This is a genomic window from Hymenobacter humi (genome assembly GCF_042665855.1).
In the GTDB taxonomy this organism is placed as follows: domain Bacteria; phylum Bacteroidota; class Bacteroidia; order Cytophagales; family Hymenobacteraceae; genus Hymenobacter; species Hymenobacter humi.
In genome coordinates this window covers 2,724,006-2,749,358 of sequence record NZ_JBHTEK010000001.1, presented here as the reverse complement: position 1 = coordinate 2,749,358, position 25,353 = coordinate 2,724,006, and the positions used below count along the sequence as shown (strand labels likewise).

Annotated in this window: 28 protein-coding genes and 1 pseudogene; 12 read left to right on the top strand and 17 right to left on the bottom strand. The window is 61.6% G+C overall.

All coding sequences use genetic code 11. From position 1 onward, the window contains the following. Positions 1-166 precede the first annotated feature (166 nt). Both ACFQT0_RS15450 and ACFQT0_RS15445 read left to right on the top strand, forming a co-directional pair. The gene (locus ACFQT0_RS15450; RefSeq protein WP_380204057.1) at positions 167-874 is read left to right on the top strand and encodes a carbon-nitrogen hydrolase family protein; all 708 of its coding nucleotides are present in this window, start codon (positions 167-169) and stop codon (positions 872-874) included. A 187-nt stretch (positions 875-1,061) separates the two neighbouring features. Continuing rightward, entirely contained in the window at positions 1,062-2,276 is a 1,215-nt protein-coding gene (locus tag ACFQT0_RS15445; protein ID WP_380204055.1) for an N-acetyl sugar amidotransferase, read from the top strand. Between the two features lie 59 nt (positions 2,277-2,335). Here the strand turns inward: ACFQT0_RS15445 and ACFQT0_RS15440 are convergent, their stop codons facing one another. Continuing rightward, positions 2,336-2,686 carry a 4Fe-4S dicluster domain-containing protein gene (locus ACFQT0_RS15440; protein ID WP_380204053.1) on the bottom strand — a complete coding sequence of 117 codons (351 nt, stop codon included), beginning with the start codon at positions 2,684-2,686 and terminating at the stop codon, positions 2,336-2,338. Positions 2,687-2,881: 195 nt separating this feature from the next. Between ACFQT0_RS15440 and ACFQT0_RS15435 the strand changes: the two genes are divergently transcribed. The 3 genes from ACFQT0_RS15435 to ACFQT0_RS15425 all read left to right on the top strand — a co-directional run bounded on the left by ACFQT0_RS15435 (position 2,882) and on the right by ACFQT0_RS15425 (position 4,563). Beyond that, complete coding sequence (locus ACFQT0_RS15435; RefSeq protein ID WP_380204051.1) at positions 2,882-3,895, top strand: acyl-CoA reductase; 1,014 nt, start codon at positions 2,882-2,884, stop codon at positions 3,893-3,895. A 106-nt stretch (positions 3,896-4,001) separates the two neighbouring features. Beyond that, complete coding sequence (locus ACFQT0_RS15430; RefSeq protein WP_380204050.1) at positions 4,002-4,307, top strand: hypothetical protein; 306 nt, start codon at positions 4,002-4,004, stop codon at positions 4,305-4,307. 37 nt (positions 4,308-4,344) lie between these two features. Then, on the top strand, positions 4,345-4,563 hold the full coding sequence (locus tag ACFQT0_RS15425; RefSeq protein ID WP_380204048.1) for a hypothetical protein: 219 nt from the start codon (positions 4,345-4,347) through the stop codon (positions 4,561-4,563). Positions 4,564-4,629: 66 nt separating this feature from the next. Here the strand turns inward: ACFQT0_RS15425 and ACFQT0_RS15420 are convergent, their stop codons facing one another. The 10 genes from ACFQT0_RS15420 to xerD form a co-directional block, all read right to left on the bottom strand. Then, positions 4,630-5,499, bottom strand: coding sequence for a nucleoside phosphorylase (locus ACFQT0_RS15420; RefSeq protein WP_380204046.1), 870 nt, complete (start codon positions 5,497-5,499; stop codon positions 4,630-4,632). A 106-nt stretch (positions 5,500-5,605) separates the two neighbouring features. Beyond that, the gene (gene trhO / locus ACFQT0_RS15415) at positions 5,606-6,547 is read right to left on the bottom strand and encodes an oxygen-dependent tRNA uridine(34) hydroxylase TrhO (RefSeq protein WP_380204044.1); all 942 of its coding nucleotides are present in this window, start codon (positions 6,545-6,547) and stop codon (positions 5,606-5,608) included. Between the two features lie 85 nt (positions 6,548-6,632). Continuing rightward, entirely contained in the window at positions 6,633-6,743 is a 111-nt protein-coding gene (locus ACFQT0_RS15410) for a hypothetical protein (protein WP_380206037.1), read from the bottom strand. Then, complete coding sequence (locus tag ACFQT0_RS15405; RefSeq protein WP_380204042.1) at positions 6,730-7,266, bottom strand: acetyltransferase; 537 nt, start codon at positions 7,264-7,266, stop codon at positions 6,730-6,732. Before ACFQT0_RS15405 ends, ACFQT0_RS15410 begins: the two co-directional genes overlap by 14 nt. Before the next feature lie 72 nt (positions 7,267-7,338). Next, the gene (locus tag ACFQT0_RS15400) at positions 7,339-7,992 is read right to left on the bottom strand and encodes a hypothetical protein (RefSeq protein ID WP_380204040.1); all 654 of its coding nucleotides are present in this window, start codon (positions 7,990-7,992) and stop codon (positions 7,339-7,341) included. Continuing rightward, on the bottom strand, positions 7,965-8,639 hold the full coding sequence (locus ACFQT0_RS15395; RefSeq protein ID WP_380204038.1) for a hypothetical protein: 675 nt from the start codon (positions 8,637-8,639) through the stop codon (positions 7,965-7,967). Before ACFQT0_RS15395 ends, ACFQT0_RS15400 begins: the two co-directional genes overlap by 28 nt. 27 nt (positions 8,640-8,666) lie before the next feature. Further along, complete coding sequence (locus ACFQT0_RS15390; protein ID WP_380204036.1) at positions 8,667-9,992, bottom strand: DUF2851 family protein; 1,326 nt, start codon at positions 9,990-9,992, stop codon at positions 8,667-8,669. A 148-nt stretch (positions 9,993-10,140) separates the two neighbouring features. After that, entirely contained in the window at positions 10,141-10,785 is a 645-nt protein-coding gene (locus ACFQT0_RS15385) for a LolA family protein (protein WP_380204034.1), read from the bottom strand. A 181-nt stretch (positions 10,786-10,966) separates the two neighbouring features. Next, the gene (locus ACFQT0_RS15380) at positions 10,967-13,900 is read right to left on the bottom strand and encodes an FtsK/SpoIIIE family DNA translocase (RefSeq protein ID WP_380204032.1); all 2,934 of its coding nucleotides are present in this window, start codon (positions 13,898-13,900) and stop codon (positions 10,967-10,969) included. 257 nt (positions 13,901-14,157) lie between these two features. Beyond that, positions 14,158-15,057, bottom strand: a complete 900-nt coding sequence (gene xerD / locus ACFQT0_RS15375; RefSeq protein WP_380204030.1) for a site-specific tyrosine recombinase XerD — start codon at positions 15,055-15,057, stop codon at positions 14,158-14,160. A gap of 325 nt (positions 15,058-15,382) precedes the next feature. On the opposite strand from xerD, the gene aroQ reads away from it, so the two are divergent. From aroQ to ACFQT0_RS15350, 5 genes are all read left to right on the top strand, one after another. Further along, complete coding sequence (gene aroQ / locus ACFQT0_RS15370; RefSeq protein WP_380204028.1) at positions 15,383-15,829, top strand: type II 3-dehydroquinate dehydratase; 447 nt, start codon at positions 15,383-15,385, stop codon at positions 15,827-15,829. A 17-nt stretch (positions 15,830-15,846) separates the two neighbouring features. Further along, the gene (locus ACFQT0_RS15365; protein WP_380204026.1) at positions 15,847-16,296 is read left to right on the top strand and encodes an aminotransferase class V-fold PLP-dependent enzyme; all 450 of its coding nucleotides are present in this window, start codon (positions 15,847-15,849) and stop codon (positions 16,294-16,296) included. Next, positions 16,236-16,733, top strand: coding sequence for an aminotransferase class V-fold PLP-dependent enzyme (locus ACFQT0_RS15360; protein WP_380204024.1), 498 nt, complete (start codon positions 16,236-16,238; stop codon positions 16,731-16,733). The genes ACFQT0_RS15365 and ACFQT0_RS15360 overlap by 61 nt, the downstream gene beginning before the upstream one ends. Positions 16,734-17,147: 414 nt before the next feature. Further along, positions 17,148-17,630: a ribonuclease H family protein gene (locus tag ACFQT0_RS15355; RefSeq protein ID WP_380206036.1), complete on the top strand. Its 483-nt coding sequence runs from the start codon at positions 17,148-17,150 to the stop codon at positions 17,628-17,630. Between the two features lie 7 nt (positions 17,631-17,637). After that, a complete protein-coding gene (locus ACFQT0_RS15350; RefSeq protein WP_380204022.1) occupies positions 17,638-18,510 on the top strand; it encodes a tRNA1(Val) (adenine(37)-N6)-methyltransferase in 873 nt (290 codons plus the stop codon). Between the two features lie 107 nt (positions 18,511-18,617). Here ACFQT0_RS15350 and ACFQT0_RS15345 read toward each other — a convergent pair whose 3' ends face one another. The 3 genes from ACFQT0_RS15345 to ACFQT0_RS15335 are packed head-to-tail and all read right to left on the bottom strand — an operon-like array spanning position 18,618 to position 21,684. After that, positions 18,618-19,313: an ABC transporter ATP-binding protein gene (locus ACFQT0_RS15345; RefSeq protein ID WP_380204020.1), complete on the bottom strand. Its 696-nt coding sequence runs from the start codon at positions 19,311-19,313 to the stop codon at positions 18,618-18,620. Continuing rightward, entirely contained in the window at positions 19,313-20,287 is a 975-nt protein-coding gene (locus tag ACFQT0_RS15340; RefSeq protein ID WP_380204018.1) for a hypothetical protein, read from the bottom strand. Before ACFQT0_RS15340 ends, ACFQT0_RS15345 begins: the two co-directional genes overlap by 1 nt. Positions 20,288-20,295: 8 nt before the next feature. Next, complete coding sequence (locus tag ACFQT0_RS15335; RefSeq protein WP_380204016.1) at positions 20,296-21,684, bottom strand: saccharopine dehydrogenase C-terminal domain-containing protein; 1,389 nt, start codon at positions 21,682-21,684, stop codon at positions 20,296-20,298. Positions 21,685-21,804: 120 nt separating this feature from the next. On the opposite strand from ACFQT0_RS15335, the gene ACFQT0_RS15330 reads away from it, so the two are divergent. Together ACFQT0_RS15330 and ACFQT0_RS15325 are read left to right on the top strand one after the other, a co-directional pair. After that, positions 21,805-22,302 (top strand): cytidine deaminase, encoded by a 498-nt coding sequence (locus ACFQT0_RS15330; protein ID WP_380204014.1) that lies wholly within the window; start codon positions 21,805-21,807, stop codon positions 22,300-22,302. A gap of 49 nt (positions 22,303-22,351) precedes the next feature. Continuing rightward, positions 22,352-23,011, top strand: a complete 660-nt coding sequence (locus tag ACFQT0_RS15325) for an alpha/beta hydrolase (protein ID WP_380204012.1) — start codon at positions 22,352-22,354, stop codon at positions 23,009-23,011. A gap of 32 nt (positions 23,012-23,043) precedes the next feature. Here ACFQT0_RS15325 and ACFQT0_RS15320 read toward each other — a convergent pair whose 3' ends face one another. The 3 genes and pseudogenes from ACFQT0_RS15320 to ubiE all read right to left on the bottom strand — a co-directional run bounded on the left by ACFQT0_RS15320 (position 23,044) and on the right by ubiE (position 25,310). Next, positions 23,044-23,790 carry an SDR family NAD(P)-dependent oxidoreductase gene (locus tag ACFQT0_RS15320; RefSeq protein ID WP_380204010.1) on the bottom strand — a complete coding sequence of 249 codons (747 nt, stop codon included), beginning with the start codon at positions 23,788-23,790 and terminating at the stop codon, positions 23,044-23,046. 38 nt (positions 23,791-23,828) lie between these two features. Next, positions 23,829-24,632, bottom strand: a complete 804-nt coding sequence (porT, locus tag ACFQT0_RS15315; RefSeq protein WP_380204008.1) for a type IX secretion/gliding motility protein PorT/SprT — start codon at positions 24,630-24,632, stop codon at positions 23,829-23,831. After that, positions 24,581-25,310: pseudogene (gene ubiE, locus ACFQT0_RS15310) on the bottom strand (bifunctional demethylmenaquinone methyltransferase/2-methoxy-6-polyprenyl-1,4-benzoquinol methylase UbiE). The gene porT and the pseudogene ubiE overlap by 52 nt, the downstream one beginning before the upstream one ends. Positions 25,311-25,353: the final 43 nt, after the last annotated feature.

Sequence of the window (25,353 nt, the reverse complement as noted above, 5' to 3'; positions counted from 1 at the left end):
GGTTTAATCTCCTCTTTGTAACTTCCAAAAAATATTCCGGCTAGCCTCGGCAGTTGCTACACTCTCCTTTCAAGCTGTGAAGACCCTCTTTTCTTTTTTTAAGCCTGTCCCGGCTGTTTCTATTCCGGCCGCAGCCCCTACTAGTTTGGGCACTGTACGCATTGGCATGGGGCAGTTGTTGGTGGAAGGAGGTGAGCCAGCCCGCAATCTGGCCCGGGCGGTGGAACAGATTGCCCAAGCCGCTACCGAAAAGTGCGACTTGGTGCTGCTGCCCGAAACCCTGGATTTTGCCTGGACGCACCCCAGTGCGCTGTACGAAGCCCAACCCATCCCTGGCCCTTTCAGCGACCAGCTTTGCCAGGCAGCAGTCGAGCATGGCATCTACGTATGCGCAGGTCTCACCGAGCGCGCCGCTGATGGCCGCAACTACAACGCCGCGATACTTATTAACCCGCAGGGCGAAATCATTATCAAATACCACAAAATCAACCTCCTTTCGGTGGAACAGCCCTTTTATGCGGTGGGCCAAACCCTGAACGTGGTGGACACGCCCCTGGGCAAAATTGGGGTAAACATCTGCGCCGACAACTACATCGATGGCTTAGCCATTGGCCACACATTGGCCCGCATGGGAGCCGAATTTATCATTGCGCCTTCGTCGTGGACCGTTGATTATTCCATTACCGAAGAACACGACCCCTACCAGGAGAAGTGGGTTCGCCCTTTCTCGATTTTGGCCAAGCTTTACAACGTGGTGGTGGTGGGTACTACATCGGTGGGCTACATTGTGGGCGGCCCCTACGAAGGCAAAAAGCGTGGGCTGCTCCCTGGCAGTCGATGCCAATGGCATTCAAGCTCAGGGAACATTCAATGAATTTGCCGGTCAACTCGTAGTGGCCGAACTGGCCCGGCCCCACCGCCCGGAGCGCGGCACCGAAATCGGAGTTATGCTCCAGGCCAAGGGTTACCGGTTCGACCAGCTGCCGTAAGATTTTAGTTTCCTTGTTTCTCGTTCTTCCTTATTCTACCCTTTAATATTTCTTACATATATACCAACCACGTTGATTACTCAGTCCTCCCCTGCTGAAGTTGCGAAAACGATTCCTGCGCCCGGGAGTCCCCATTACCAGCGCTGTGCTCGCTGCATCATGGATACCACGGCGCCAGGCATCACTTTCGATGAAGCCGGGATTTGCAACTTTTGTGACCTGCACGACCGGCTCGAAAGTGCTTTTCCTTTAGGCGAGACGGGCCGGGCTACCGTGCAGCGGCTGGCGGATGACATGCGGCGGGCCGGCCGGGGCAACCGCTACGACTGCGTGGTGGGCCTGAGCGGGGGCCGCGACAGCACCTACACCCTGTGGTACTGCGTCACGCAGCTGCACCTGCGGCCCCTGGCCGTGCACTTCAACGATGGGTTTGGCAACCCCGTGGCGGGCGAAAACATGCTGCACACGTGCCGGAAGCTGGGCGTGGAGCTGCGTACCATCACCTCCGACTGGCGTGAGTCCAAAGACCTGAAAATCGCCTTTTTGAAAGCTTCCGTGCCCGATATGGAAGAAGGCACGGACCTCGGCATTGCTACTTCGCTCTACGGGGTGGCCGCCAAGGAAAATGTGCGGCACGTGGTCATTGGCCAGTCTTTCCGTACCGAAGGCATCGCTCCGTTGAGCTGGAATTATTTGGATGGCAAGTACTTGCGGGCCGTGCACAAGCAGTTTGGCACCGTGCCGCTGCGGCGCTGGCAGCCCGCCGACCCGGGGTTCAATCTGGGGGTGAAGGAGATGTTCTATTACGCGTTTGTGCGGCGCATCAAAACGGTTACCCTCCTGTATCATCTCGACTATGTGCGCAGCGAGGTCGATGAGCTGCTTTTGCGGGAGCTGGCGTGGCAAAACCCCGGGGCTCACTACTTCGACGACTTGTACCAGAGCCTTATTTATTACCTGAACCGGGTCAAGTTCAACATCGACCGCCGCCTGTTCAACTACTCCGCCCTGGTGCGGTCGGGGCAAATGAGCCGTGAAGTAGCCCTGGACCGTGTTTCCCGCATCAATTCCATCGAGGATGAATCGGTAATCATGCTTTGCATCAAGCGCCTGGGGCTCACCCGGGCCGAATTTGAGGCATTTGTGGCAAGCCCACCCAAAACCTTCCACGACTACCCTAATAATTACCAGGTGCTCCAGCTGCTGCGGTGGCCCATCAAATGGATGAGCCGGCTCAACCTCATCCCCGAGTCGGCGTACGACAAATACTTTAACTGCGGGACTTAACCTGCCAAAAAAGCCCTGCCGGTACCGGCAGGGCTTTTTTGTAAGCGGGTAAATATCGGTTACGCGGCGATGTGCAGCCAGTCTTTCTTTTCCAGAAGGCGCTCGCGAGTTTCGCGGTAGTCCGGGTCGTCCACGCAGCAATCGACGGGGCACACGGCGGCGCACTGCGGCTCCTCGTGGAAGCCCACGCACTCGGTGCATTTATCGGACACGATGTAGTAGTACTCATCCGACACGGGCGTTTGGGGAGCGGTGCCGCTCACCACCGCGCCGTCGGCCGTGGCCACCTCCTTCAGGGTGGTGCCATCGGCCCAGCGCCACTGGGCACCGCCTTCGTAAATCGCATTATTGGGGCATTCCGGCTCGCAGGCACCGCAGTTGATGCACTCGTCGGTTATCATGATGGCCATGGGGCGTCGGGGGTCAGGTAGTGAGGGGAAACCAAAGTAGAACTGGCCGGCTTTACGTAAAACGCCCGGCCGGCGCCGTTCTTTGGGCTGGCAAAATTAACCAACAACGGCTGGGTTTGCATGGTTTCGCCCAATTTTGCCGGGTATTTGTCCGCTCCGGCGCCGCATACGGCCGCCGGGACCCTCTTTCTTCGCATGAATCAATCCGAACGTTTATCAGCTTTTGTAGCCCTGGGCCAGCGCCTCGCCACCCTGTCGGCCGACGAAATCACGACCCTCGCCGCCCGCGCCCGCAACCAGAACGCCTGGTTTGACGAGCCCAGCGTGCGGGCCGCCTTTGCCGGCCTGGCCCACCTGCTGGCCGAAGCTCCCCTGCGCCACTGGGCCGCCCGCTACCCGCCCGAGCCCACCACCGTGCACCAGGTGGGCGTGGTGATGGCCGGCAACATCCCCATGGTGGGCTTCCACGACCTGCTGTGCGTGCTGCTGAGCGGGCACGTGCTGCTGGCCAAGCTCAGCGCCGACGACACCGTGCTCATGAACTGGCTGATGGAAGAACTGATGCGCATTGAGCCGCGCTTTCGTGAGTTTATCCAAATCCTGCCGCGCCTGAACGCGGCCGATGCCTTCATCGCCACCGGCTCCGATAACACGGCCCGCTACTTTGAATTCTACTTTGGCAAAAAGCCGCACCTCATCCGGCGCAACCGCACCAGCGTAGGCGTGCTCACCGGCCAGGAAACCAGCGCCGAGCTGGCTCAACTTGGGCCGGACATTTTCCAGTACTACGGCCTGGGCTGCCGCAACGTGAGCAAGCTGTTTGTGCCCACGGATTATGATTTTGTGCCCCTGCTCGATGCCCTGCAGACCTGGGAAGGTGTAATCCACCACCACAAATACAACAACAACTACGACTACAACAAGAGCATTATGCTCGTAAACCGCGTGCAGCACTTCGACAACGGCTTCCTGCTCCTGCGGCCAAGCCAGATGCTGGTGTCGCCCATCTCGGTGGTGCATTACGCCGAGTACTGCAGCGAAATTGACCTGGTGGACCAGCTCACCGACGTTGCGGCCCAAACGCAGTGCGTGGTGTCGGCAGCCGGTCGGTTTGCGGGCAGCTTGCCCTTCGGGCAGGCCCAGTCGCCGGCAGTCGACGAATACGCCGACCGGGTCGACACGATGGAGTTTCTGGCGCAGCTACCGTAGCGATTTTTTCAAAAAGAATAGACTGATATGGCTAATTTTCGTTGTAGGATGGGCCAGGGGTGTGTTTACTTCGGGCTTTTCCTACAATTCGTTTAACCCTTTCGCCATGTCCTTTTTGCCCTCCTCTCCGACCGTTGAAATCGTTGAAAAAGAGGATATAGACAACCTGCAATTCGGCCACGACGACGTGCTTACCGACCCCGAAGCCCGCCAGCGCCGCCGCGCCGATGCCGACCGCGCCGCCACCCTCGGCAATGCCTACCACGGCAAGCTCGATATCTATTTCCAGACCGCCGACGGTGCCACCAAGCGCATGGCCACCACCGTCTGGGCCGCCGACGCCGACCACCTCACGCTCAAATCGGGGGCTTCGCTGCCGTTGCGCGCCGTGCTGGGCTTCGACTTTTATTAGCGTATTATTGCCTCTCCGGGCTTAATCTGCTAACTCCATGAATATTATTTCGACGCTTTGGGGCATCGTGGCGCTGCTTTTGGCCGTGCTGGCGCTGTTTCCCTTCCTGGGCTGGGCCAACTGGTTTATCCTCGTCTTCGCGGTAATCGGCCTCATCATTGGGGCCTTTGGCCAGCGCAAAACCGGCATGCTGCTCAATGGCGTGGCCATTCTGCTGGCCTGCTTCCGCCTGTTCATAGGCGGTGGCATTATATAAAAGCGCGGCCAGCCCAATTGGGCTGGCCGCGCTTTTTAATCAGCTCAAGCTGCTACTCTCTGCGGCTTAAAGTCGCTGCAGCGTGCGCTCAATCATGGCGTCTACAATGGCGCCCGCGTTTTCGGCAAACTCGCCGGTGGCGCGGTTCGCCACAATGGCATTGAGCGAAAGCACCTCGTGGCCCAGCAAGCGGCCCAGGGAGTAATAGCCCGCGGTTTCCATCTCAAAGTTGCTTAGGCGGAACAGGCCCTCAGCGCTCTGGTGGCGGAAGTTCTGCAGCCGGGCGATGTAGTCGGGCTGGCGCAAATCGAGGCGCAGGCTGCGGCCCTGGGGCCCGTAGAAGCCCGGGCAGGTGAGCGTGTTGCCCATCACCATGCCCGCTCCTACCTGCTCGCGCAGCAAATCGTCGCCACGCACTACGTACGGGGCAAACGGCAAGCCCAACGACTGCTGCAGTTCGGTGGCGATTTCGGTTTCCAGGCCGGTTTCCATCAGGGGTAAAACTGCATGAGGCTGTCTAGGCCCACGGCGTGCTCGGTGGCCAGCATGGTGCCAATGGGCACGTCGGCCTGCAGGCTGCCGCTGGTGCCCAGCCGGATGATGCGCAACTTGAGCCGCTCGGCTTCGGGGCGCACCGTGCGCGACATGAAGTCGATGTTCACCAGCGCATCGAGCCTCGTTCATCACGATGTCGATGTTGTCGGTGCCCATGCCCGTGCTCAGCACCGTGAAGCGCTTGCCGCGGTAGTAGCCCACGTGCGTGACAAACTCGCGGTGGGTGGTTTCGAATTCAATGGAATCAAAATGCCGGCTCACCTGCGCCACCCGGCCGGGGTCGCCCACGGTCAGGATGGTGTCGGAAATGTGGTCGGGCAGCAAATTGAGGTGGTAAATACTGCCGTCGGGATTCAGGATGAGCTCGGAAGATTGTATCATGGCGGGTGGGTGGGGTCGGTAAGGGGTAAGCACCAAGCAAGGCGCATTGGGCTAAAAAGGCCGCCCGCATAAAATACGCGCGGCCTTATTCATTCAAATACCTGCTTCAGGCTTTATACGAGGCGAGGCCCTGGGCGGGGTTATAATGGTTGCTCAACTTGGGGTAAGCCCCGGTGCCATCATAGGGGCGCTTGTCGGGGTGCGCGGCGCAGGCTTCGGAGCAGGCGCCCTGCAGCTGCTCGCCGCAGGCTTCACAGAGCGGCAGGTGGGCGTTGCAGTGTGGGTTAGCGCAGTTCACGAGGCGGTTGCTGGGCTCCTGGCAGTGCTGGCAGCGCGAAATCACGGTCGGGTTCACGCGGTTTACGTCCACGGCCACGCGGTTGTCGAATACGTAGCACTGGCCGTCGAAATCTTCGCCGCCGGCCTCGATGCCGTACTTGATGATGCCGCCGTGCAGCTGGTACACATTTTCGAACCCCTGCTCGAGTAGGAAGGCGCTGGCTTTTTCGCACTTCACGCCACCGGTGCAGTAGGTCAGAATCTTCTTGTCCTTGAACTCCTTGAGCCGCTCTACCCGCTCGGGAAAGTCGCGGAAGTTTTCCATGTCCAGCGTCACGGCGTTTTTGAAGCGGCCGAGATTGTACTCGTAGTCCGAGCGCACATCAACCACCACCACGTCGTCGCGGTCTTTTAGGGCCTTGAATTCTTCGGGCGACAGGTGCTGGCCGGTCTTCTCGTGCGGCCGCACGTGGCGCAGGCTGCTGTGCACGATTTCGGGCTTCACGCGCACGTGCAGCTTCTGAAAGGTGTGCGCCGGCACGTTGTCAACCTTAAATTCCAGCGCTGCAAAACGTGGGTCGGCCTTCACGGCAGCCATGTAGCGCGCGCAGTTCTCGGCCGTGCCCGATACGGTGCCGTTCAGCCCCTCGGCTGCCACGATGATGCGGCCGCGCAGGTCCAGTTCCAGGCAAAAGCGGTGATGCTCCTCCCGGAACTGCTCCGGGTTGTCGAGGGGCGTATAGCAGTAATAAAGAAGAACTTGATACATCTTAATGAAAAATGAGAAATGAAGAATGAGGAATTGAGAACGGCCAGGTTGAGCCAATTCATCATTCCTCACTCTTCATTACTAATTAAACCTTAACAGCGGGGTTGCCAAAAACAGTTTGACCGTTGGGAACATCGGCCACAACTACGGAACCAGCCCCGACGCGGGCCTTGTCGCCGATTTTAACGCCGGCCACCACCACGGCTCCCGCTCCGATGAAGGCCAGGCTCGCCCACTTTCACATCGGCGCCCAGCAGCGCGCCGCTGCCCAACTGCGCAAAGTCGCCCACCGTGGCGCGGGCTTCCACCACGGCGTTGGCGCCCACCATGCAGCCATCGCCGAGGGTGGCGGTAGCGGCCACCACGGCGTTGGGCCCAACGTAGTTGCCGTGGCCCAGGGTGGCGTGGGGCGCCACGCTGGCGCGCTGGTGAATGGCGTTGACGGGCACGGCTTCGTACTCGGTGCGCAGCATCTGGGTGAGGCTGCGGCGGCTGGCGGTGTCTTCCGTGGCCACAAATACTTCGCACTTCTTGCCCAGGAGCTTGAGCAGCTCGCCGTCGTCGGTGTTGCCCATCACCGGCACATCAAGCAGTTCGGTTCCTTGCAGCGTTTTATCGTCGTCGAGCAGGCAGTACACCACCACTTCGTTGGATAGAAATGCATCGAGGGCAGCAGTGCCAACCGTTTGGGCACCAAGGATGATAACGGGATTTTCCATAAAAGGCATTGTCAAATAGGCGTTCGCGCGTCCGGAAAAATGGCCGTAGCAGCAGCTGAACGAGAGGCAAAGTTACGCTACCGGCCGGGCCGGTCTTTCAGGCAAGCGGACATCCGGCTTTCGCCGCGCGCCTAAGCCCACCCAACGGAGCGCAGCCCCTGCATAATCGTTCTGCAGCACCAGCAGCAGGAAAAACGGCAGCAGCTCGTTGCGGTAGCGGTTCAGCGAGCCGAAGTTGGGCGTAGTTAGCCCAATAAGTGCGGCAAGAATCAGGCAAAAAACCACTAGCCCGACGCCTAGTCCAAAGGGCAAGTGGCCCAGCCGGCCCTTCACTGCCGCAACTATTGCAAGCACGAACAAAGCCAGCAGCCCAATATTCTCAAGGCCTGCGGCCACAAAAAGAGGCTGCCAGGATTCGCCAAGCCAAGGCCGAGTCAGCGCGTTTGCCGCGGCCAGCGGAGCATGCGCGGCAATGCTCTCAAGGGTAGGACGCAGGTCGGGGTATTCGAAATGAGGCTTCCCAGCGGAGTGCGCTACTTCGTGCGAATACACTCGAATCACCTGGTTGGTGAATTTATTCACGCTAAAAGCAATGCTGACCTTGGGAGCCATCCACGCCCCTGCCCCCAGCACCACAGCCAGCACGGCCACTTGTGCCCAGCGCTGTCGGGCCCAGCCCTGCCGCTCCAACCAATGCCCTAGCGCCACCCCGCCGAGTACTCCCAACAGCGGCAGCGCAAAAAGTACCGCATCTGAAAGTGCAGCAGCGCCAAGACGGCCGTGCCCAACCACCAACCGGCGCTCTGCCAGCCGGACTGCTTTTCAGCTACCGGTTTACCATAAAGCTTGCCCAGCACTTGAGCGGTAAGCCAGGCGCCACTGCCCAGCAACACCGCTTCCTTGCTAATGCTCGTGGCCCAAAACCAAACCGAAGGCCACAACAAAAAGGCCACCACCCCGGCTCCGGCTGGCGTGCGGGGCAGCACATCGGCCAAGCACCGCACCAGCCGCCAGCACCCCACAAACGCGAACAAACTCAGATAAAGGCCGTTGAGCCAGCCCAGGCCCAGCGAACCCAGGTTGAGCACGGCCAGCAGCTTCACAAAAATCCAGGTATTGGACATGTTCTGGTAAACCGCATCGTAGCTGCCCATCGGAATCACGGTCACTGCCTTTGTGAGCGTAAGCCATGCCTGGGATGGGTTGGCCCAGAGCTGGTTCGTCACTAGGCGGCTCAAACCGTTCATGAACTCCGCGTCGAGTTTCGGGGGCAGCTCTTTGCCACACCTACACCAATCCGCAGCCCGAAGCCCAGCACCAGGGCCCAACGCCACCAGCCTGTGCCGGCCCAGCACCACTGCCGCCACAGCCACGGCAACAGCACGGCCAGCAGGCCGGCATTAAGTAAAATGGCCAGTGCTACTTTCACCGGGCGACGCGGGGTTGCTGCAGCAAGCGGCTACCGATGGCGCAGTGCAGGCAGCGGCGGGGGCGCAATAGCTCTTGTGCAGGGACAACAATCCTTGCGAATCGGCAGCAGTGCGGTGGGCAAAAGCCAGGGCCTCGTACACGTCGGTAAACTGGTTGTGCTCGGCCGGCAGCTCGCTGAGCAAGGCCACCGAGCTTTCTACCAATGCGGGCTGGCCCACGTGCCGGGCATAGGCCACGCGCAACGGAACCACCACGTTGGTGATAAGCAAATCGATGCTGCTTTTGCCCAAGGAGGGCACCTTGCCGGGGCGGCCCGGGCGGAAGTGCGTGCGCCAGTAGGCGGGCGCCGGGGCCTGGAAAAACTCGGTGAGAGCCGCCACGCTTTGCGCCGTCAGCAGCGCATCGAAGAGCGCGGGGCGGGCATGCAGCAAGCCCGCGAGCTGGCCCAGCCGCACCGGAGGAAAATTAGCCGGCCGCAGCCGCAGGTAGTTCCACTCGTGCACGAGCAAGGCCGCGGGGCCTAAGCCGTATTTATGGCGCAAGAACTCGTGCTCCTGCTTCAAGTCCTGGATGTACTCATCGGCCACGGTTTCCTCATTATCAGCCAGGAATCCGGCCTGCCCAAACAGTAGGGCTTCGAGCTGTCGCTGGTCGTGGCGATGGCGGCGGAGCACCGCTAAGGGCACCGCTTTGGCCAGCCGGGCCAGGGGCTCGCCGTTCTTTTGGAAGCCGAAGGCAGCCATAAGGGCATGGTAGGCGGTGGCTTCCCAGTCCTGCCCGAGGTGCTGATGCAGGGTCATGATAACGTCGGCTTTGGCTTCCACGCGCTCCAATAAGGCGCGTTCCGTCATCATGGTTTTGGTGATTTCGGGCACCAGGTTCAGCAGCGGCGCACACGGTAGCGGAGCCACTACCGGCGCTTCTACCAGGGCCTGGTAGCGGGCCAGCAGCTCGGGCAGCAGGCGCGGCTGCAGCGCCAGGGCCGGGATGAGGCTGCCGTTGGTGCGGGCCACGTCGGCATCGTGGCTGCCCACTACGTGCAGGATTACCTGGTCGTACTTCTGGTCGGTCTGGTGGCTGTGGCGGGCCCAGTCGGAAGAGCGCAGGTGGATTTCCACAGCGCCGTTCCACTCCACCTCGCCCAGCCGCAGGCGGGCATTCAGGAAGTCGGGGCCGGCGTCGGCGTTGCGGTGGCCGGGGCGCAATACCTGGATATCCTCGCCGTCGGCGGTGCGCAAATCCGTCTTGTCGAAGTACTGGTGCTGCCAGACGTAGTGGAGGAAATCTTCGCGCATGGGGTAAAATTAGTTGTCAGTTGGTAGTTGTCCGTCGTCCGCACATTTACGTGACCCCTCTCCATAAAAAAACGGCCCGCTTCGGAAGAAACGGGCCGCTCAACGCTGCCAGCCTGGCAACTGAGAACGAGTAACGAACAACTACAGCTTACCGCAGGTCCACCACCTTCACGCCCTTGTACTTGGCCTTGTCGAAGGCAAACGTGTTGGCATCAACTGGAGGGTTGGGCTGAAACTTCTTGATGAGGAAGGTGTACTGGTTGCCGTTCTTTTTGAACATCTGCCAGCTTTTCACCGAAGCATCCTTTTTGCGCACTTTCAAGCGCACTTTGAACACGTCGTTCTGGCGATTTTCGGGCGATAGCTCAATGACGTCGATGTCTTCGCCGGCTTCCTTCACCTGCTGCACATACGAATACTTGTACCCTTTTTTATACATCGTATAAATCTGGGACGGCGACATTTCCTGCATGGCCGGGTCAGAATCCGAGATATTTACCTCGTTTTCATTCTTCAGGTACGTCCAGGTGGTCGTGCCATTGTTGATGACTTCCTGGCCGCTGAGTTTGAGGCGGAACTTCTGGCCGCTCACCAGAATATCGCCGTTGATGTTCTGCTTCACCTTGGCGCTGGGGTTTTCCAGCGTCTGCGTAAAATTGGCCTGGAAGGCTTTTAGCGCCTGGTATTTGGCGCTCATCTGGTCGAGGATTTTACCGGCTTTGGGGTCCTGCTGGGCGGCGGCGGGCAGTGCCAGCGAGGCGGCGAGCAGCAGCAGGGAGAATGTTTTTTTCATTAGGTGGGGTAAGAACTGAAGCGCCTGTAATACGCTACGAGGGCCTGATACGGATTCCGTTTAACAAACGACCGGCCAAAGTGCTACTGCATGGTCAGTAAAACCAAAAACTTTAACAGAAAATTGCCGCAGGCCCCACCTAAAGCGTTGGGCCTGCGGCAACTTTCTGTTAATTACTTGCTCATGCTATTGAGGAGCTGTTCGAGTGGTATTCGTCCGGAATGAGTACGTCGCGGGCCTTGCTGCCTTCGAACGGGCCCACGATGCCGGCGTGCTGGAGCTGGTCGATGAGGCGGCCGGCGCGGTTGTAGCCCAGCTTGAGCTTGCGCTGGAGCAGGCTGGTGCTGCCCTGCTGGTGCAGCACGATGCAGCGGGCCGCGTCCTCAAACATGCTGTCGCGCTCGGTGGGGTCCATGTCCTCGTTGCCGCTGCCGGCGTCGCCGTCGGCCCCGGCCACTTCGGGCAGCATGTAGGCGTCGGAGTAGCCCTGCTGCTCGCCGATGAAGTCGCAGACGCGGTCCACCTCGGGCGTGTCGATGAAGGCACACTGCACGCGAATCAGGTCCGAACCGGCCGAGAATAGCATGTCGCCCTGGCCGATGAGCTGGTCGGCGCCGCCGGTGTCCAGGATGGTGCGCGAGTCAATCTTGCTGGTCACCTTAAAGGAAATCCGGCAGGGGAAGTTGGCCTTGATGATGCCGGTAATAACGTTCACGCTGGGGCGCTGGGTGGCCACGATGAGGTGTATACCGATGGCGCGGGCCAGCTGCGCAAGGCGGGCGATGGGCGTTTCCACCTCCTTGCCAGCCGTCATCATCAGGTCGGCCAATTCGTCGATTACCAGCACGATGAAGGGCAGGAAGCGGTGGCCTTTCTTGGGGTTGAGCCGGCGCTCGACGAACTTGTGGTTGTACTCCTTCAGGTTGCGGCAGCCGGCTTCCTTGAGCAGGTCGTAGCGCCGGTCCATCTCCATGCACAGCGAGTTGAGCGTATTCACCACCTTCTTCGTGTCGGTGATGATGGCCTCGTCGGTGTCGGGCAGCTTGGCCAGGTAATGGCGCTCAATCTTATTGAAGATGCTCAATTCGACCTTCTTAGGGTCGACGAGCACGAACTTGAGCTGGGCCGGGTGGCGCTTGTAGAGCAGCGAGGCCAGAATCACGTTCAGGCCCACCGACTTGCCCTGGCCCGTGGCACCGGCCATGAGCAAGTGGGGCATTTTGGCCAGGTCGGCCACAAACACTTCGTTGGTGATGGTGCGGCCGAAGGCGATGGGCAGGTCCATTTCCGAGCGGGCAAACTTCTCTGAGCCCAGCACCGATCGGATGCTCACCATCTCCTTCTTGGTGTTCGGCACCTCAATACCGATGGTGCCCTTGCCCGGGATTGGGGCAATGATGCGGATGCCCAAGGCGGCCAAGCTCAAGGCAATGTCGTCCTCCAAAGCCTTGATTTTGGAGATGCGCACGCCGGCTTCGGGCACGATTTCGTACAGCGTCACCGTGGGGCCGATGGTGGCCTTGATGCTGGCGATGCTGATGCCGTAGTGGCCCAGGGTCTCGACGATGCGGTCCTTGTTGGCCTCGAGTTCTTCCTTGGTGACCTGGGCCTTGGCCTGGCCGTAGTCGTTGAGCAGCTCCAGGGTGGGGAATTGGAAGCGGGGCAGGTCCAGCGTGGGGTCGTAGTTCACGTTGGGCATGGCGTCGGCGTCCTCGTCTTCGTCGGCCACGGCGGCGATGTCCGCGCCCGCGTTGGGGTCCAGGTCGTCGCGGCCGGGCGTGGTGAGAGTGAGGTCGGGCATCTCGCGCTTCTCGGGCTTGGCGAGCGGCGTGTCGTTATCTGCCAAATCGGCCAGCGATAGCGGCGTGGGAATGGTGGAAGCCGGCACACTTGGGGCTTCTTCCTGAGTCGGCATTTCGATTGAGAATGCCGGGCCGGAAGTCACGAGCGGAATAGCAGCGGCAGCCGCAGAAGCCGTGGCAGCTACTGGTGCAGCGGCTGCACTGGCCACGCTCAAAGCCACACCAGCACCCAAGCGGGGCGCGGGCTCAAATTCCTTTGCAACGGGAGCGTCTTCGGGTTCGTCGGCATCGAGCGCCAGGGCAGGTTTGGCAGCAGCTTGAGCACCGCCAGCAGCTACAGTAGCAGTTGAGCTGGCGGCCGATTCCTGTGCTGCCGTTCTGGCTTTTACAGCAGGTACGACAACTGCTACCGGAGCAGGGGCCGCGGCCTGCTCGGCGGCAATTTCGGCTTCAATTTCGGCGTCTTCATCGGCGTCGTCTTCCGTGCCGAGGCGGCGGAAGTTGGCCAGGTTGATGCTCGTCACATTGAAGAAGAACACCACAAACGAAATCAGGGCGAAGGCCAGCAGCAGCACCGTGCCCCAGCCAATGAGGCTGTCGAGCCAGGAGGCCGTCTCAAAACCCACGCCGCCGCACAGGAAATCTAGGCGGTGCGCCAGGGGCGGGTCGGCCCCCGGCGCGGCCAGCGATACCACCACGTAGCCCAGCAGAATGCTCAGCCACGCCATGGTGAACAGGCCCAGCGCCAGCACGTAGCTAACCGAACCCTTGGCCGACCGGAACACAATTTTATACCCCAGGAAAAACACGACGGGAATGAGCGCAAACGACGCAATGCCAAACAGCTTGTGAATGAACAGCTGCGCGGCCCAAGCCCCGAGCAGGCCCAGCCAGTTGCCGGATTCCTGGCCTGCTTCTTTGAGCGGAGTAGTGCTCAGGCCCGCCACCACGCTCTGGTCGGCGTGGCCCGTAAATAGGAAAGAGGTGAAGGCGATGGTGAGGTACAAGCTGCCCAGCAGCAGGCCAAACCCGATGAAGAGGTGGAACCGGCGGTCGCGCAGCAGCGCCAGCACGTTGCTCAGGCCCGGCAAAGGCCCTCGCGGGCCGCGCGGCGGCTTGGGTGGCTTTTGTGGCGGGGCTGCCCGAGCCGCTTTGGGAACGTTGGTGGCTGCCGGACGGGGCTCGGGCCGCACGGGGGCGGGCTCGGGTGCAGGGCTGGCCGGACGGGGCTCGTTGCGCCGGGGCTGCCGAGGGTCGGCGGGGCGGTTGGCAGAGGTGCCGGAGGAGGGGTTCTTGTAACGATTATCTGCCATTCGACGGAAGCATAAAGGCCAAATTTACGCAATGCGGGCTTGAAAACGGGCAGTAGAAAGGTAAACTTACTGTCCACTTTGAACCAGCTCAAGTTAGCCATTCCCAGGTTGAGCCAACTGCTCCGTAAGGCCGGCCATAAACGCAGCGCCCAGCTCAGAAATGCGCAAGAACTTAGCAATCAAGCTCCACCGGCCAGCCCAACGCAGGCGGTGGCCGGAACCGGCCCGCACATTTCACACTCCACTCCTCCCCTCTCCTAGCTGCGCGGGTGAAATTCGGTGATGACCTGCCGCAAATAATCGCGGTCGAGGTGGGTATAAATTTCGGTGGTGGTGATGCTGGCGTGGCCCAGCATTTCCTGCACCGCGCGCAGGTCGGCGCCGCCCTCGATGAGGTGGGTGGCAAAGGAATGGCGCAGGGTGTGGGGGCTGATGGTTTTGCGCAGGCCGGCCTGCTCGGCCAGTTTCTTGAGCGTAGTAAACACGGTGATGCGCGAAAGCGGCCGGCCCCGCTGGCTCAGAAACACCACGTCTTCGGCGCCGCTCTTGATGTCGAGGTGCCCGCGCACGCCGCTCAGGTAGAAGTTCAGGTGCTTCAGGGCCTCGCGGCCGATGGGCACCAGCCGCTCCTTGTTGCCCTTGCCCACCACTTTCACAAAGCCCTGCTCGGCGTACATGTTCGACAGGCGCAGGTCGCACAGCTCACTCACGCGCAAGCCCGAGGAGTACATCACTTCAAGCAGCGCCCGGGCCCGCAGGCCCTCGTCGGTGCTCAGGTCGATGACGGCCAGCAGGCGCTCAATTTCGGGGTAACTCAGGGTGTCGGGCAGGTGGCGGCCGGTTTTGGGCGCTTCCAGGGTGTCGGTTGGGTCCAGCTTGAGCAGGTCTTCCATGATGAGGAAGTTATAGAAGGCCTTGAGGCCCGAAAGCGTGCGGGCCTGCGAGGTGGCCCCGAGGCCCAGGCCCTGCAGCGTGGCCAGAAACTCCCGTAGCACGGCCGTAGTCACCTGGGTGGGGCCGGCGTGCACCTGGGCCAGCACCAGAAACTGCTGCAGCTTGGTGACGTCGCGGACGTAGGCCTCCACCGAGTTGGGCGAAAGCGACTTTTCGAGCCGCAGGTAGCCCTGAAATTGTTTGATGGCAACGGGCCAAGTCATGTCTTCGGGATTTGTAACGCCCAAAGAACGGCACGGGTGGTGGTAAAGAACAGAATGAGGCTGCTCATCAGCGCGTACCGCTGTGCCTGTCGAGGTAGCTCAATAATGGTGCTGGTCACGCTGTGGCGCGAGGCATCTTATCCCCGCAGAACGACTTGGGCGTGAAAAGATGCTTCGTGCCTCAGCATGACACACAGCTTGAGGCAGGCAGATGTCTGAGTTGCCCTAGCTTATTGAGCTACTCCAGCTCAACTCCAAATGACGTTCTGTTTTACTGCGGCGTTGGACGTTCTTTGCAGCCTCACCGAATCACCTCTCTGCTTACATGGACGTCCTTATCCTCAACGGCCCCAACCTGAACCTGCTGGGCCGCCGCGAACCCGGCATTTACGGCAACCGCTCGTTCGAAGACTTTTTCCCGGAGCTCGAAGCCGCCTTTCCCGGCCTCAGCCTGTTCCAGTTTCAGTCCAACCACGAAGGCGCGATTATCGACAAGCTGCACGAAATCGGGTTTACGCACCACGGCATCGTGCTCAATGCCGGCGGCTACACCCACACCAGCGTGGCCCTGGCCGATGCCGTGGCCGCCATTGCCGCGCCCGTTGTAGAGGTGCACCTGAGCAACTTAGCAGCCCGTGAGGAGTTCCGGCAGAAAAGCCTGCTGGGCCGGCATTGCGCCGGGAGCATCAGCGGGTTTGGGCTGGAAAGCTACCGCCTGGCCTTGCAGTGGTTCGTAAATCAGGAGCCCAAGCGCGTCGGATTTCGGGTCTGAGACCGACCTTTGCCCTTATGTATACCTTCAATCCAGGCCCCTCGGCCGTGTACCCCGCCGTTCGCCAGTACCTGACCGATGCATTCGATGAAGGCTGGCTTTCGGCCCCTCATCGGAGCGAAAAAGTGACCAGTCTGGTGCGCCAGACCGTGACCGACCTCAAAAACAAGCTCAATGTCCCCCAGGACTTTACCGTCCTGTTCACCAGCTCGGCCACCGAGTGCTGGGAAATCCTGGCCCAAAGCCTGACCCCGCGCCGCAGCTTCCACCTCTACAACGGCGACTTCGGCGAGAAATGGCTGAAGTACGCCAAGTCCCTGCGCCCCGCCAGTTCCGGCGTCTCCTTCGGCATCGACGACCTCCCCGACATCGCCTCCTCCCCTTCTCGGGCGAGGACACCGACCTGGTGTGCATCACGCAAAACGAAACCAGCACGGCCACGCAGCTGCGCGAGGGCTTCGTCCTGAACCTCTACAACCGCCTCGGCGGGGCCATGCTGGCGGTAGACGCTACCAGCAGCCTCGGCGGCCTGAACCTGAAGTACATCAAGGCCGACGTCTGGTTTGCCTCGGTGCAGAAATGCTTCGGGCTGCCGGCCGGGCTCGGCATCCTCATCCTGTCGCCCAGGGCCGTGGCCCAGGCCCGCATCGTGAACGACCGGGCGCACTACAACGCCCTGCCGGCCATGATGTCGCAGATGCTCAACTTCCAAACCAACTACACGCCCAACGTGCTCGGCATCTACCTGCTGAGCCGCGTGCTGGCCGACCGCGAGCCCATCAAAAACGTGCACCAGCACCTGGCCGACCGTGCCCAGAAGCTCTACGACTTCTTCGAGCAGGCCACGCCCTGCAGCCGCTCATCACCAATCAGGAAACCCGCTCCACCACCGTCATCGGCCTGAAAGGCGACGCCGCCACCATCGAGGAAATCAAGCGCAAAGCCGTAGAATCCGGCCTGTACCTGGGCAGTGGCTATGGCCCCCTGAAAAACACGACCGTGCGCATTGCCAACTTTCCCGCCGTACCCGACGCCGCTTTTGAGTCGCTGGTGCATTTTTTTGCCAAGGAATTCCCAGGATAAGAACGAACAAACTCCCCTCCTTTTTTAAGGAGGGGACGTTGCCGCGCCCGCGGCAACTGGGGTGGTTGCCCTCGTTGAACGATACCCGAACGACTGGCGGCAGAACGACGCAGACAGCTTTGTTCCGGTGTCGTTCAACGAGGGCAACCACCCCGTTTGAGCTTCAGCTCAAACATCCCCTCCTTAAAAAAGGAGGGGAGTTTTTTGTTCTTCTGGCCCTGCCTGCCCTTTCCATCTGCTCCCATTCCATGATTCATCTGTTCACCGACGGCTCGGCCCGCGGCAACCCGGCCCCGGCGGCTACGGGACCATTCTGCGCTACGGCCCGCACGAAAAAGAGCTTACCCAAGGCTTTCGGCTCACCACCAACAACCGCATGGAGCTGCTGGCCGTCATTGTGGGCCTCGAAGCCGTGACCCGACCGGAGCTACCTATCCGCGTGGTGTCCGACTCGAAGTACGTGGTGGATGCCGTGGAGAAAAAGTGGGTTTTCGGCTGGGAAAAGAAGCCCGACTTCGGCAAGAAGGCCAACGAAGACCTCTGGCGCCGGTTTCTAAAAATCTACCGCCAGCGCAAAGTCAGCTTTCATTGGATAAAGGGCCACGCCGGCCATGCCGAAAACGAGCGCTGCGACGTGCTGGCCGTGCAAAGCGCCACGGGCAAAGGCTTGCTGGTGGACGAAGGCTACGAGGCCATCGTGAAAGCGTCGCTGCTCTAGCCGCGCCATGCCCAACGACTATTTCCAGTTCCAGCAGTTCCGCATCGAGCAGCACCAGTGCGCCATGAAAGTGAGCACCGATGCCTGCCTACTGGGTGCGGCCACCGACCTGCGCGGGGCCACCCACCTGCTGGACGTGGGCACCGGAACCGGCCTGCTGGCCCTCATGGCCGCCCAACGCCACGCCGCCACCGCCATCGAGGCCATTGAGATTGACGAGGCCGCCGCGGCTCAAGCCACCGCCAACGTGCAGGCCAGTCCCTGGGTGGGCCGCATCCGGGTACACTCGCTGAGCTTGGCCGAATATGCAGCCACGCAGCCCGCGCCCTTTAGCCATATTATCTGCAATCCGCCGTTCTTCCGGCAGTCCATGCCTTCGGCCGACTGGGCGCGCAATAATGCCCGGCACGTGAGCGTCGCCTCGCTTTCCTTCGAAGAGCTGGCGCGCTTCGCGGCCGATTTTTTATTGCCTGACGGCACGCTCACGGTGCTGCTTCCTCCGCCCGAGATGGCGCATTTTGAGCAGGCCGCGCTGGCCGCAGGCTTGCCGGTGGTCGGCCGGCTGGCGGTGCGGCACCGGCCGGGCGGCCGCGTTACCCGGCACATCAGCCGGTTTCAGCGCAATGCCACGCCGCTGGAGGAGCGAGAGCTGCTGATTCATTCCGACACCGGCACTAACTATTCTGATGAGTTCCGGCAATTGCTGGCCGGGTTTTACCTGGCTTTTTTAGGCTTTAAAGCTTATTTGAAAAGACACCAGGAAGAACGTCATGCTGAGCGCAGCCGAAGCATCTCGCGTGCCGTCACTAAACCACTCGTTAGCTACGCTGACCTAAGGTTCAACGGTGCGAGCGAGATGCTTCGGCTGCGCTCAGCATGACCGCCTACTAAGATAGGCTTTAGAGGACTGATTCCCTCCCGGCTGTAATGGTTGGACAAACTCGCGCTGGGGCGCAATTGAGCTAAAACCGCTTCGCAGAAAGCATCTCAAACCAATGAATCCAGTAGTAGGCCTAGCTTTTCGCGGTGCAGGCTGTTGAGCAGGTCGGTTTCGAGCGTATCGAATTCAGCTGCGGCGTAGTGTCGCTGCACTCGCCCGGCTACCAGCACGGTGATTTCATCCCCCGTTTCGGTGAGGGCGCCCAGGATGTGCGAGGTCAGCAGGATGCCGGTGCCCCGGGTGCGGAGTCGCTGCAGGATTTCCTTGAGCAGCAGGTTGGCTTCCAAATCCAGGCCGTTGAAGGGCTCGTCTAAAATCAGGTAGTCGAAATTCTGCACCAGCAACGCCAACAGGGCCAGCTTCTTGCGCATACCGGCCGAATATTCGTCGGCGTATTGGTCGAGCGGCAGTTCCAGCAAGCGGTTCCAGCCGGCAAAATCTACCAGCGCCCGGCCGCGCGCCTGCAGGCAGAATTCCAGGTACTCGCGCCCGGTGAGGCGGGGATAGAAATACGGGTCGTAGGGCAGCATTCCGGTCTGCTCGCGCAAGGTCCGGCCGGTGGTGTCGCGCACGGAACCCGTAAATTCGGTTTCGAGGCCGTAGAGACAGTTGAGCAAGGTGGTTTTACCGGCCCCATTGGCGCCCACCAGCCCGTGGATGGTGCCAGGCCGCAGGGTCAGGCTGACGTCGTGCAGCACCACGTGGCTGCCGTACGCTTTGCGCAGGTTCTTTACTTCCAGCATCAGTCAGGAATTAATGGAGTATGCGGCTGGCCCAATTCTCGCCGGAGCCGCCGCTGGCTTTGCCAGATTAGCCCGCCCACAATGGCCAGTAATAGCGGCGGATACACGGGGTTGGCGGGCAGTGCCACGGCCACGCCCACCAGTAGGGCCTGGCTGAAGCGAATGTGCAGGGCATTGGGATAGAAGGCGTATTTGGTCAGAATAAGCAGCGCGACCAGCCCCAGCCACGCCATCGCTACTGCCATTGCGCCGCCCAATCCAGCCGTAGTGCCGGCCAGCAGCCATAGGAAGGGTGTGGCCGTGAGCGCCGCATAGCTCAGCCCAAGCAGCAGCCGGCGCCGCAGAAACTGCCCCAGCGTACGTGCTGCCAGCACCAGCATGGTGTGAGGCTCCGGCACGCCGTAGCAGGCCATCAGCACCAATAGCCACCCGCCCAGGGCCAGCACCGGCGCTAACGGCGAGCCATGTTGCCAGAGGGCGCCCGCTAGCAGCACTGGCCAAGCCCAGCCGCCTCTACGCATGCCGCTCACCCACTCAAACGCCTCGCTCCGAAACAGGCTCCGGGGCTTGTGGCGCGTGCTTTGGGCTTCGCGGGCGGGCGGCACCGCAGCAACTGCCGGAGCCAGAAGCAGCGTGAGTGCCGCCGCTGCCCAATCGTCGAGAAGCATTAATACCATGGCCACCGGCAGGGCCCACAGCGCATACTCCAGGGCAAGCCAGCGGCGGAAAGACGGCGCACTTATCGCTAAAAAACGCAGGTCGCCCCGCTGCCGATGGGCCGAGGCAAGCAACAGGAACACCACCACGGGCACCGCCCATTGCCCCCTCGGGCTTCCGGCCGCCAGCACCAGCGCCCTTCCCACCACAATGAGTAGTACCGGCACCAATAGCGCCAGCCGCACCCAGCCAACCTCCCACAGCTGCCGGCCGATGAGGCGCCGGCGCATAATGAGGTAGGCGCGAAATGCGTGCATAGGCAAGCTCAACGGATGGGAGACAAACGTATTGCCTTGCGGCTGAAGTCTAGCTCTCTTCTTCGGTGAAGATGATGCCGTACTCCGCTGCCAGGCTCGTCGAGTATCGGCTCGTATAAAGCGGCTTGTACGGGTATCAGCACGCCGCGCTGCGCCACCTCGCCCCGAGCCAAGCGACGCACGGCCATGCCCAGGGGCAGGCCCACGGTTTTGGCCATGCCGGTGTGGGTGGCATCGTCGCCCACTACGGCCAGCGACGAAGTGAGCCGGCGCGACTCGCTATCCAGCTCAAACTCGAACTGGTGCTGCATCACAATCAGGTCGTGGTCGGTGGGCTGGAGCTGCCACTTTTCGCTCAGCAGGCGCTCGAGCAATTGAGCTGGCGTGGCGTGGGCGTGGCCCACGGGCCGGTCCGAGAAGATGCCCAGCCAGTTCAGACGGCCCATTTCCTCGCCGGTGGGGTCCAGGCCCAGGTAATTAGCCAGGCGCAACGCCAAGTCAAGATTCGGCAGGCGGGCGACGGGCAAGTAAGCCTCAATCAGCTGCGCCCAGGTCATGGTTTCGGGATTTTCCAGGTTCACCGAGTCATCCGTAAGCCCCAGGCGGACCAGGGCGTGCCAGGCCGCGCAGTAGCCCGGCCGGCGCAGCGTCCCGCGCAGAATGGTGGGAATATCCTCCAGTCCATACGGCGCCCGGTAGCTGAGCGAGTCCCGGTTGGCGTAGCCCTCAAACTCGCCGTAGCCGGGCACGGCCAGGGTTTCGGTGCGGGCAAACAGCTGCTGGTACGGGATAAAGCGCGGATGCCCGTGCTCGAGGTATTTGGCGGTGCTTTGGCCGGCCAGCACTACGTTGCGCGGGTTCCAGGTGAACTTGTACTTCCAGGGATTGTCGCCCTCAGCCGCGGGGGCGAGCAAGCCACCGCAATAGGACTTGAAGGAAGTGAGCCGCCCGCCCCGGGCCCGAATGTGCTCGATGGCGCGCATGGCCGACATGTGGTCGAGGCCGGGGTCGAGGCCGCACTCCATGAGCAGCGTCACGCCGGCGGCCTCTGCATCGTCGTGCAGCGCCCGTATCTCCGGGCTCACGTAGCTGGCCGTGGCCAGGTGCCGGCCCTGCCGCACGCAGGCCCGCGCCACCACCGGGTGCAGCATAGCCGGCAGCATGGAAATAACCACCTCGGCCTGAGCCACCAGCTCTTCCAGCAGCGTTTCGTCGGCCAGGTCGAACGGCACGGCCCGGGCGTACTCCGAATGCGCGGCCAGCACGGGGGCCAGGTGGGCCGGGTTGGCATCGGCCACGGTCAGAAACCAGTTTTCGGTGGGCGCGTGGCGCAGCAGGTACTGAATGAGGGAAGAGGCCGAGCGGCCGGCCCCCAGCAATAGTAAGCGGGTAGTCATGCGGCAAAAGTACACGGGCTGGCGGCTCAACGAGGAATTGAGCTGGCTTAGCGGCATTGAGGCCGCAGGCGCATAAAGTGCGCGCTACAGATTACCTTCGCCGCCCCTTAGTCCCACTTCATGGCCCGCATTTCCCGCAAGCAGTTCATTTCATACGACGAACTGGATTCTGCCACCGACCTCACCGCCGCCGAGCAAGCCACCTGGCAAGCCGCCCGCGATGCCACGGGCCATGCGTATGCGCCGTACTCGGGGTTCCACGTTGGAGCGGCCCTACTGCTGGCCGACGGCACCATTTTTCGAGGCACCAACCAGGAAAACGCGGCTTACCCCTCCGGCCTCTGTGCCGAGCGCACCGCCCTGTTTGGGCTGGCCGCCAGCCAGCCGCAGCACGGGGCCATTGTGGGCATGGCGGTGGCGGCCCGGCCCATCGGCGGCGATTTTGGCCCGGCCCTCCCCTGCGGTGCCTGTCGCCAGGTGATGCTGGAATACGAAGCCCGCCAGGGGCGGCCCATTCCGCTGCTGCTGCCCAGCCGGGCCGGCACCATCCTGCGCTTCAAATCGCTGTCGTCCCTGATGCCGTTCAACTTCTCTGCCGACGACCTGCCAGTGCTGTAAGCGCTGCGCAGCTTTCCTCCGCCTCCGTCGCGGCTCCACTTTTGCGTCCATGACGGAACATCACCTCGCCGTTACCCGCACCGCTCGCTACTATCAGCTGGGAGAGCTTTCCGCGCAGACCAAGCAGGTGTGGTTTGTTTGCCACGGCTACGGCCAGCTGGCGGCATACTTTTCGCGACACTTCGCTTTCCTCTCCGAAGCCGACCCCGATACCGTCGTAATTGCCCCCGAGGGACTTTCCCGGTTTTACCTAAGCGGCAATGGCGGCCGCGTGGGCGCCAGCTGGATGACGCGCGACGACCGCCTGCACGAAATCGAGGACCACATCGGCTTCCTCAACCAGCTGGCCGGGCACGTACTGGCCGCCTGCCCGGCCGATGTACAAGTTACCGTTTTGGGATTCTCGCAGGGTACCGCCACGGTCAGCCGCTGGCTCACCCGGGCGCGCTTCCGCCCAGCCCAACTCATTCTGTGGGCCGGCAGCTTCCCCGAAGATATTGAGCCGGCGACGGCCTCCCGCCTCCTGCAAGGGCTTGAGCTAACCCTGGTAATCGGCACCGACGACGAATACATCTCCGTCGCACAAGCAACGCAGCAGCATGAACAGCTTCAGCAGCTGGGCGCCGCGGCCACGCTCATTACTTTCGACGGAAAGCACGAGCTGAACCGCGCCATTTTAGCTCAACTCGTAAGCGCAGGAAGCGAATAAGCCTGCGCTTAAGCGCTGCGCCGCCAGCCGGGTTACTTCCGGACGATGGTGGTAGCGGCGCCCTGCGTCCCGGCCAACACCAGCACCTCGGCAATGGTGACGTGCGGCGGGCGGGTCACCATAAACACGATAATATCGGCCACGTCTTCGGGCCGGAGCGGCTCGAAGCCCTCATACACCTTAGCCGCCCGGGCCTCATCGCCCTTGAAGCGCACCTGCGAAAACTCGGTTTCCACGGCTCCGGGGTTCACTTCGGCCACCCGCACGCCGGTGGGCAGCAGGTCGAGCCGCATGGTTTTGGTGAGCATGGCCACGGCCGCCTTGCTGGCGCAGTACACGTTGCCGTTAGCGTAGGCTTCGTGGCCGGCTACCGAGCCCACGTTCACAATAAAACCGGTTTGCCGGGCCGTCATACCCGGCAGCAAGGCGTGCGTGATGTTGAGCAGGCCGCGCACGTTGGCGTCCAGCATCTGGTCCCAGTCGGCCGGGTCGCCGCTCTGAATGGGCGCCAGGCCGTGCGCGCCGCCGGCGTTGTTCACCAGCACGTCGGGCGCCTGGAGCTCGGCGGGCAGCGTGGCCACGGCCGCCTGCACCGCCGCCCGGTCGCGCACATCAAACGCCAGAATATGCACCGGCGTCGGGGCGAGTTGAGCCGCCAGTTCCTCGAGCCGCTCGCGCCGCCGGCCGGTTACCACCAGTTGGAAACCCGCCCCGGCGAGTGCCACCGCCGTAGCCCGCCCAATACCCGACGAAGCGCCGGTGATAAATGCTGTCCGCATGAAAAAGAGATAAAACTGCTGCTGACGGGTGCGCCAGGCTAGTTCTGGATGTTGATGTATAGCGTCACCGAATTGGTGCTGATGCTCTGCAGGCTGCGGCTGAACACGTTGTTGTCCTCCACCAGCAGATTGCGCAGGCCGTGCGAAAAGCGCAGCTCCGGCGCCAGCTTAAACAGCGGATAGAACAAGTCCAGACCCACGCCATACTCCACAGTGAGGTCGGTGTTCAGGGCCTGCGCCTGGTTGCGCAAGGGGTCGCTGCGGCGCTTGCTAGCCGTGAGGTTGGGGCTGAGGCCGGCAATCATGTACATGCGCGTGTTGCGCCGGCGCTCCGACTGGTACTTGAGCAGCAGCGGAAACTGCACCACCGTGCTGGTTACCGTCTGCGTCACGATGGAGTCCGGATTGGGGTAGCCCCGCGGCCGGAACTCCACGCGCCGGGTCAGGAACGTGACGCCAGGCGCAAACCGGAATATGAAGGGCGAAACCGGCTTGCCCAGCCGCGCGTCGCCAATGAATCCCACCGTCAAACTGGGGCTCACCACCGCGTTGGCGGTGATATTCTGGTTGTTGATATAGGCCTGCGACTGCTCGATGGTAAACCGCGAGCCGCTGAAGCCCAGATACATGCCCGGATGAAACCACCGCTCGTCGTAAGCGGGCAGGTTGTCCACGGTAACGGACTTGACGTTGCCGCCCCGGCCTTTGTTGGCCTTCGAACTGGCCCGGCGCTGGGCCTGGGCCGCCGTGGGCAGCAGGAGTACCACCAGGCCCAGCAGGGCCAGTCGTTTTACTTGTGCGCCGTGTAGATGGAGCTGATGCCGAATGTGAGTGGTTGCCATGCAGGTTCTTTAAAACCGACTTTGGTCAGAATAGCCAAAAAGTCGGAGCCGTCGGGAAAGGCCTGCACCGAAGCAGGCAGGTAGGTATATGCCGATTGGTCTTTGGAAATCAACTTGCCAAAGACCGGCAGCACCCGGCGGAAGTAAAAATTATACGCTTGCTTGAGCGGAAACGCCGTGGGCTTGCTGAATTCAAGAATAACGAGCTTGCCGCCCGGCCGCAGCACGCGCAGCATCTCGGCGAGGCCGGCCTCGAGGTGCGCAAAGTTGCGCACGCCAAACGAGGCCGTCACCGCATCAAACTCGCCGTCCTGGAAGGGCAGGTTTTCGGAGTCGCCCAGGCTCAAGCTGAATGCGGTGGCCGAGCCCCTTGGCGGCCAGCTTGCGGCGGCCCACTTCGAGCATGCCTTCCGAGATGTCCACGCCCGTCACGTGCGCATCAGCCGCAGCCGTGCGCAGGGTTTCAATGGCAAAGTCGGCGGTGCCGGTGGCAATGTCCAGGATGCGCGCCGGGCGTAGCTCTTTGAGCTCGTCCACGGCCTTGCGCCGCCAGTAGATGTCGGTGCCAGCGCTGAGGAAGTGGTTGAGAAAATCGTACTTGCCCGCGATGGAGTTAAACATCTGGGCAACCTGCGATTTCTTATCGGCGGAATTGTCTTTGTAAGGTACTACGGCCATGAGCGGGCGCAAAGAACGGAAGTGAAGCGAGAAAATTGTTCTC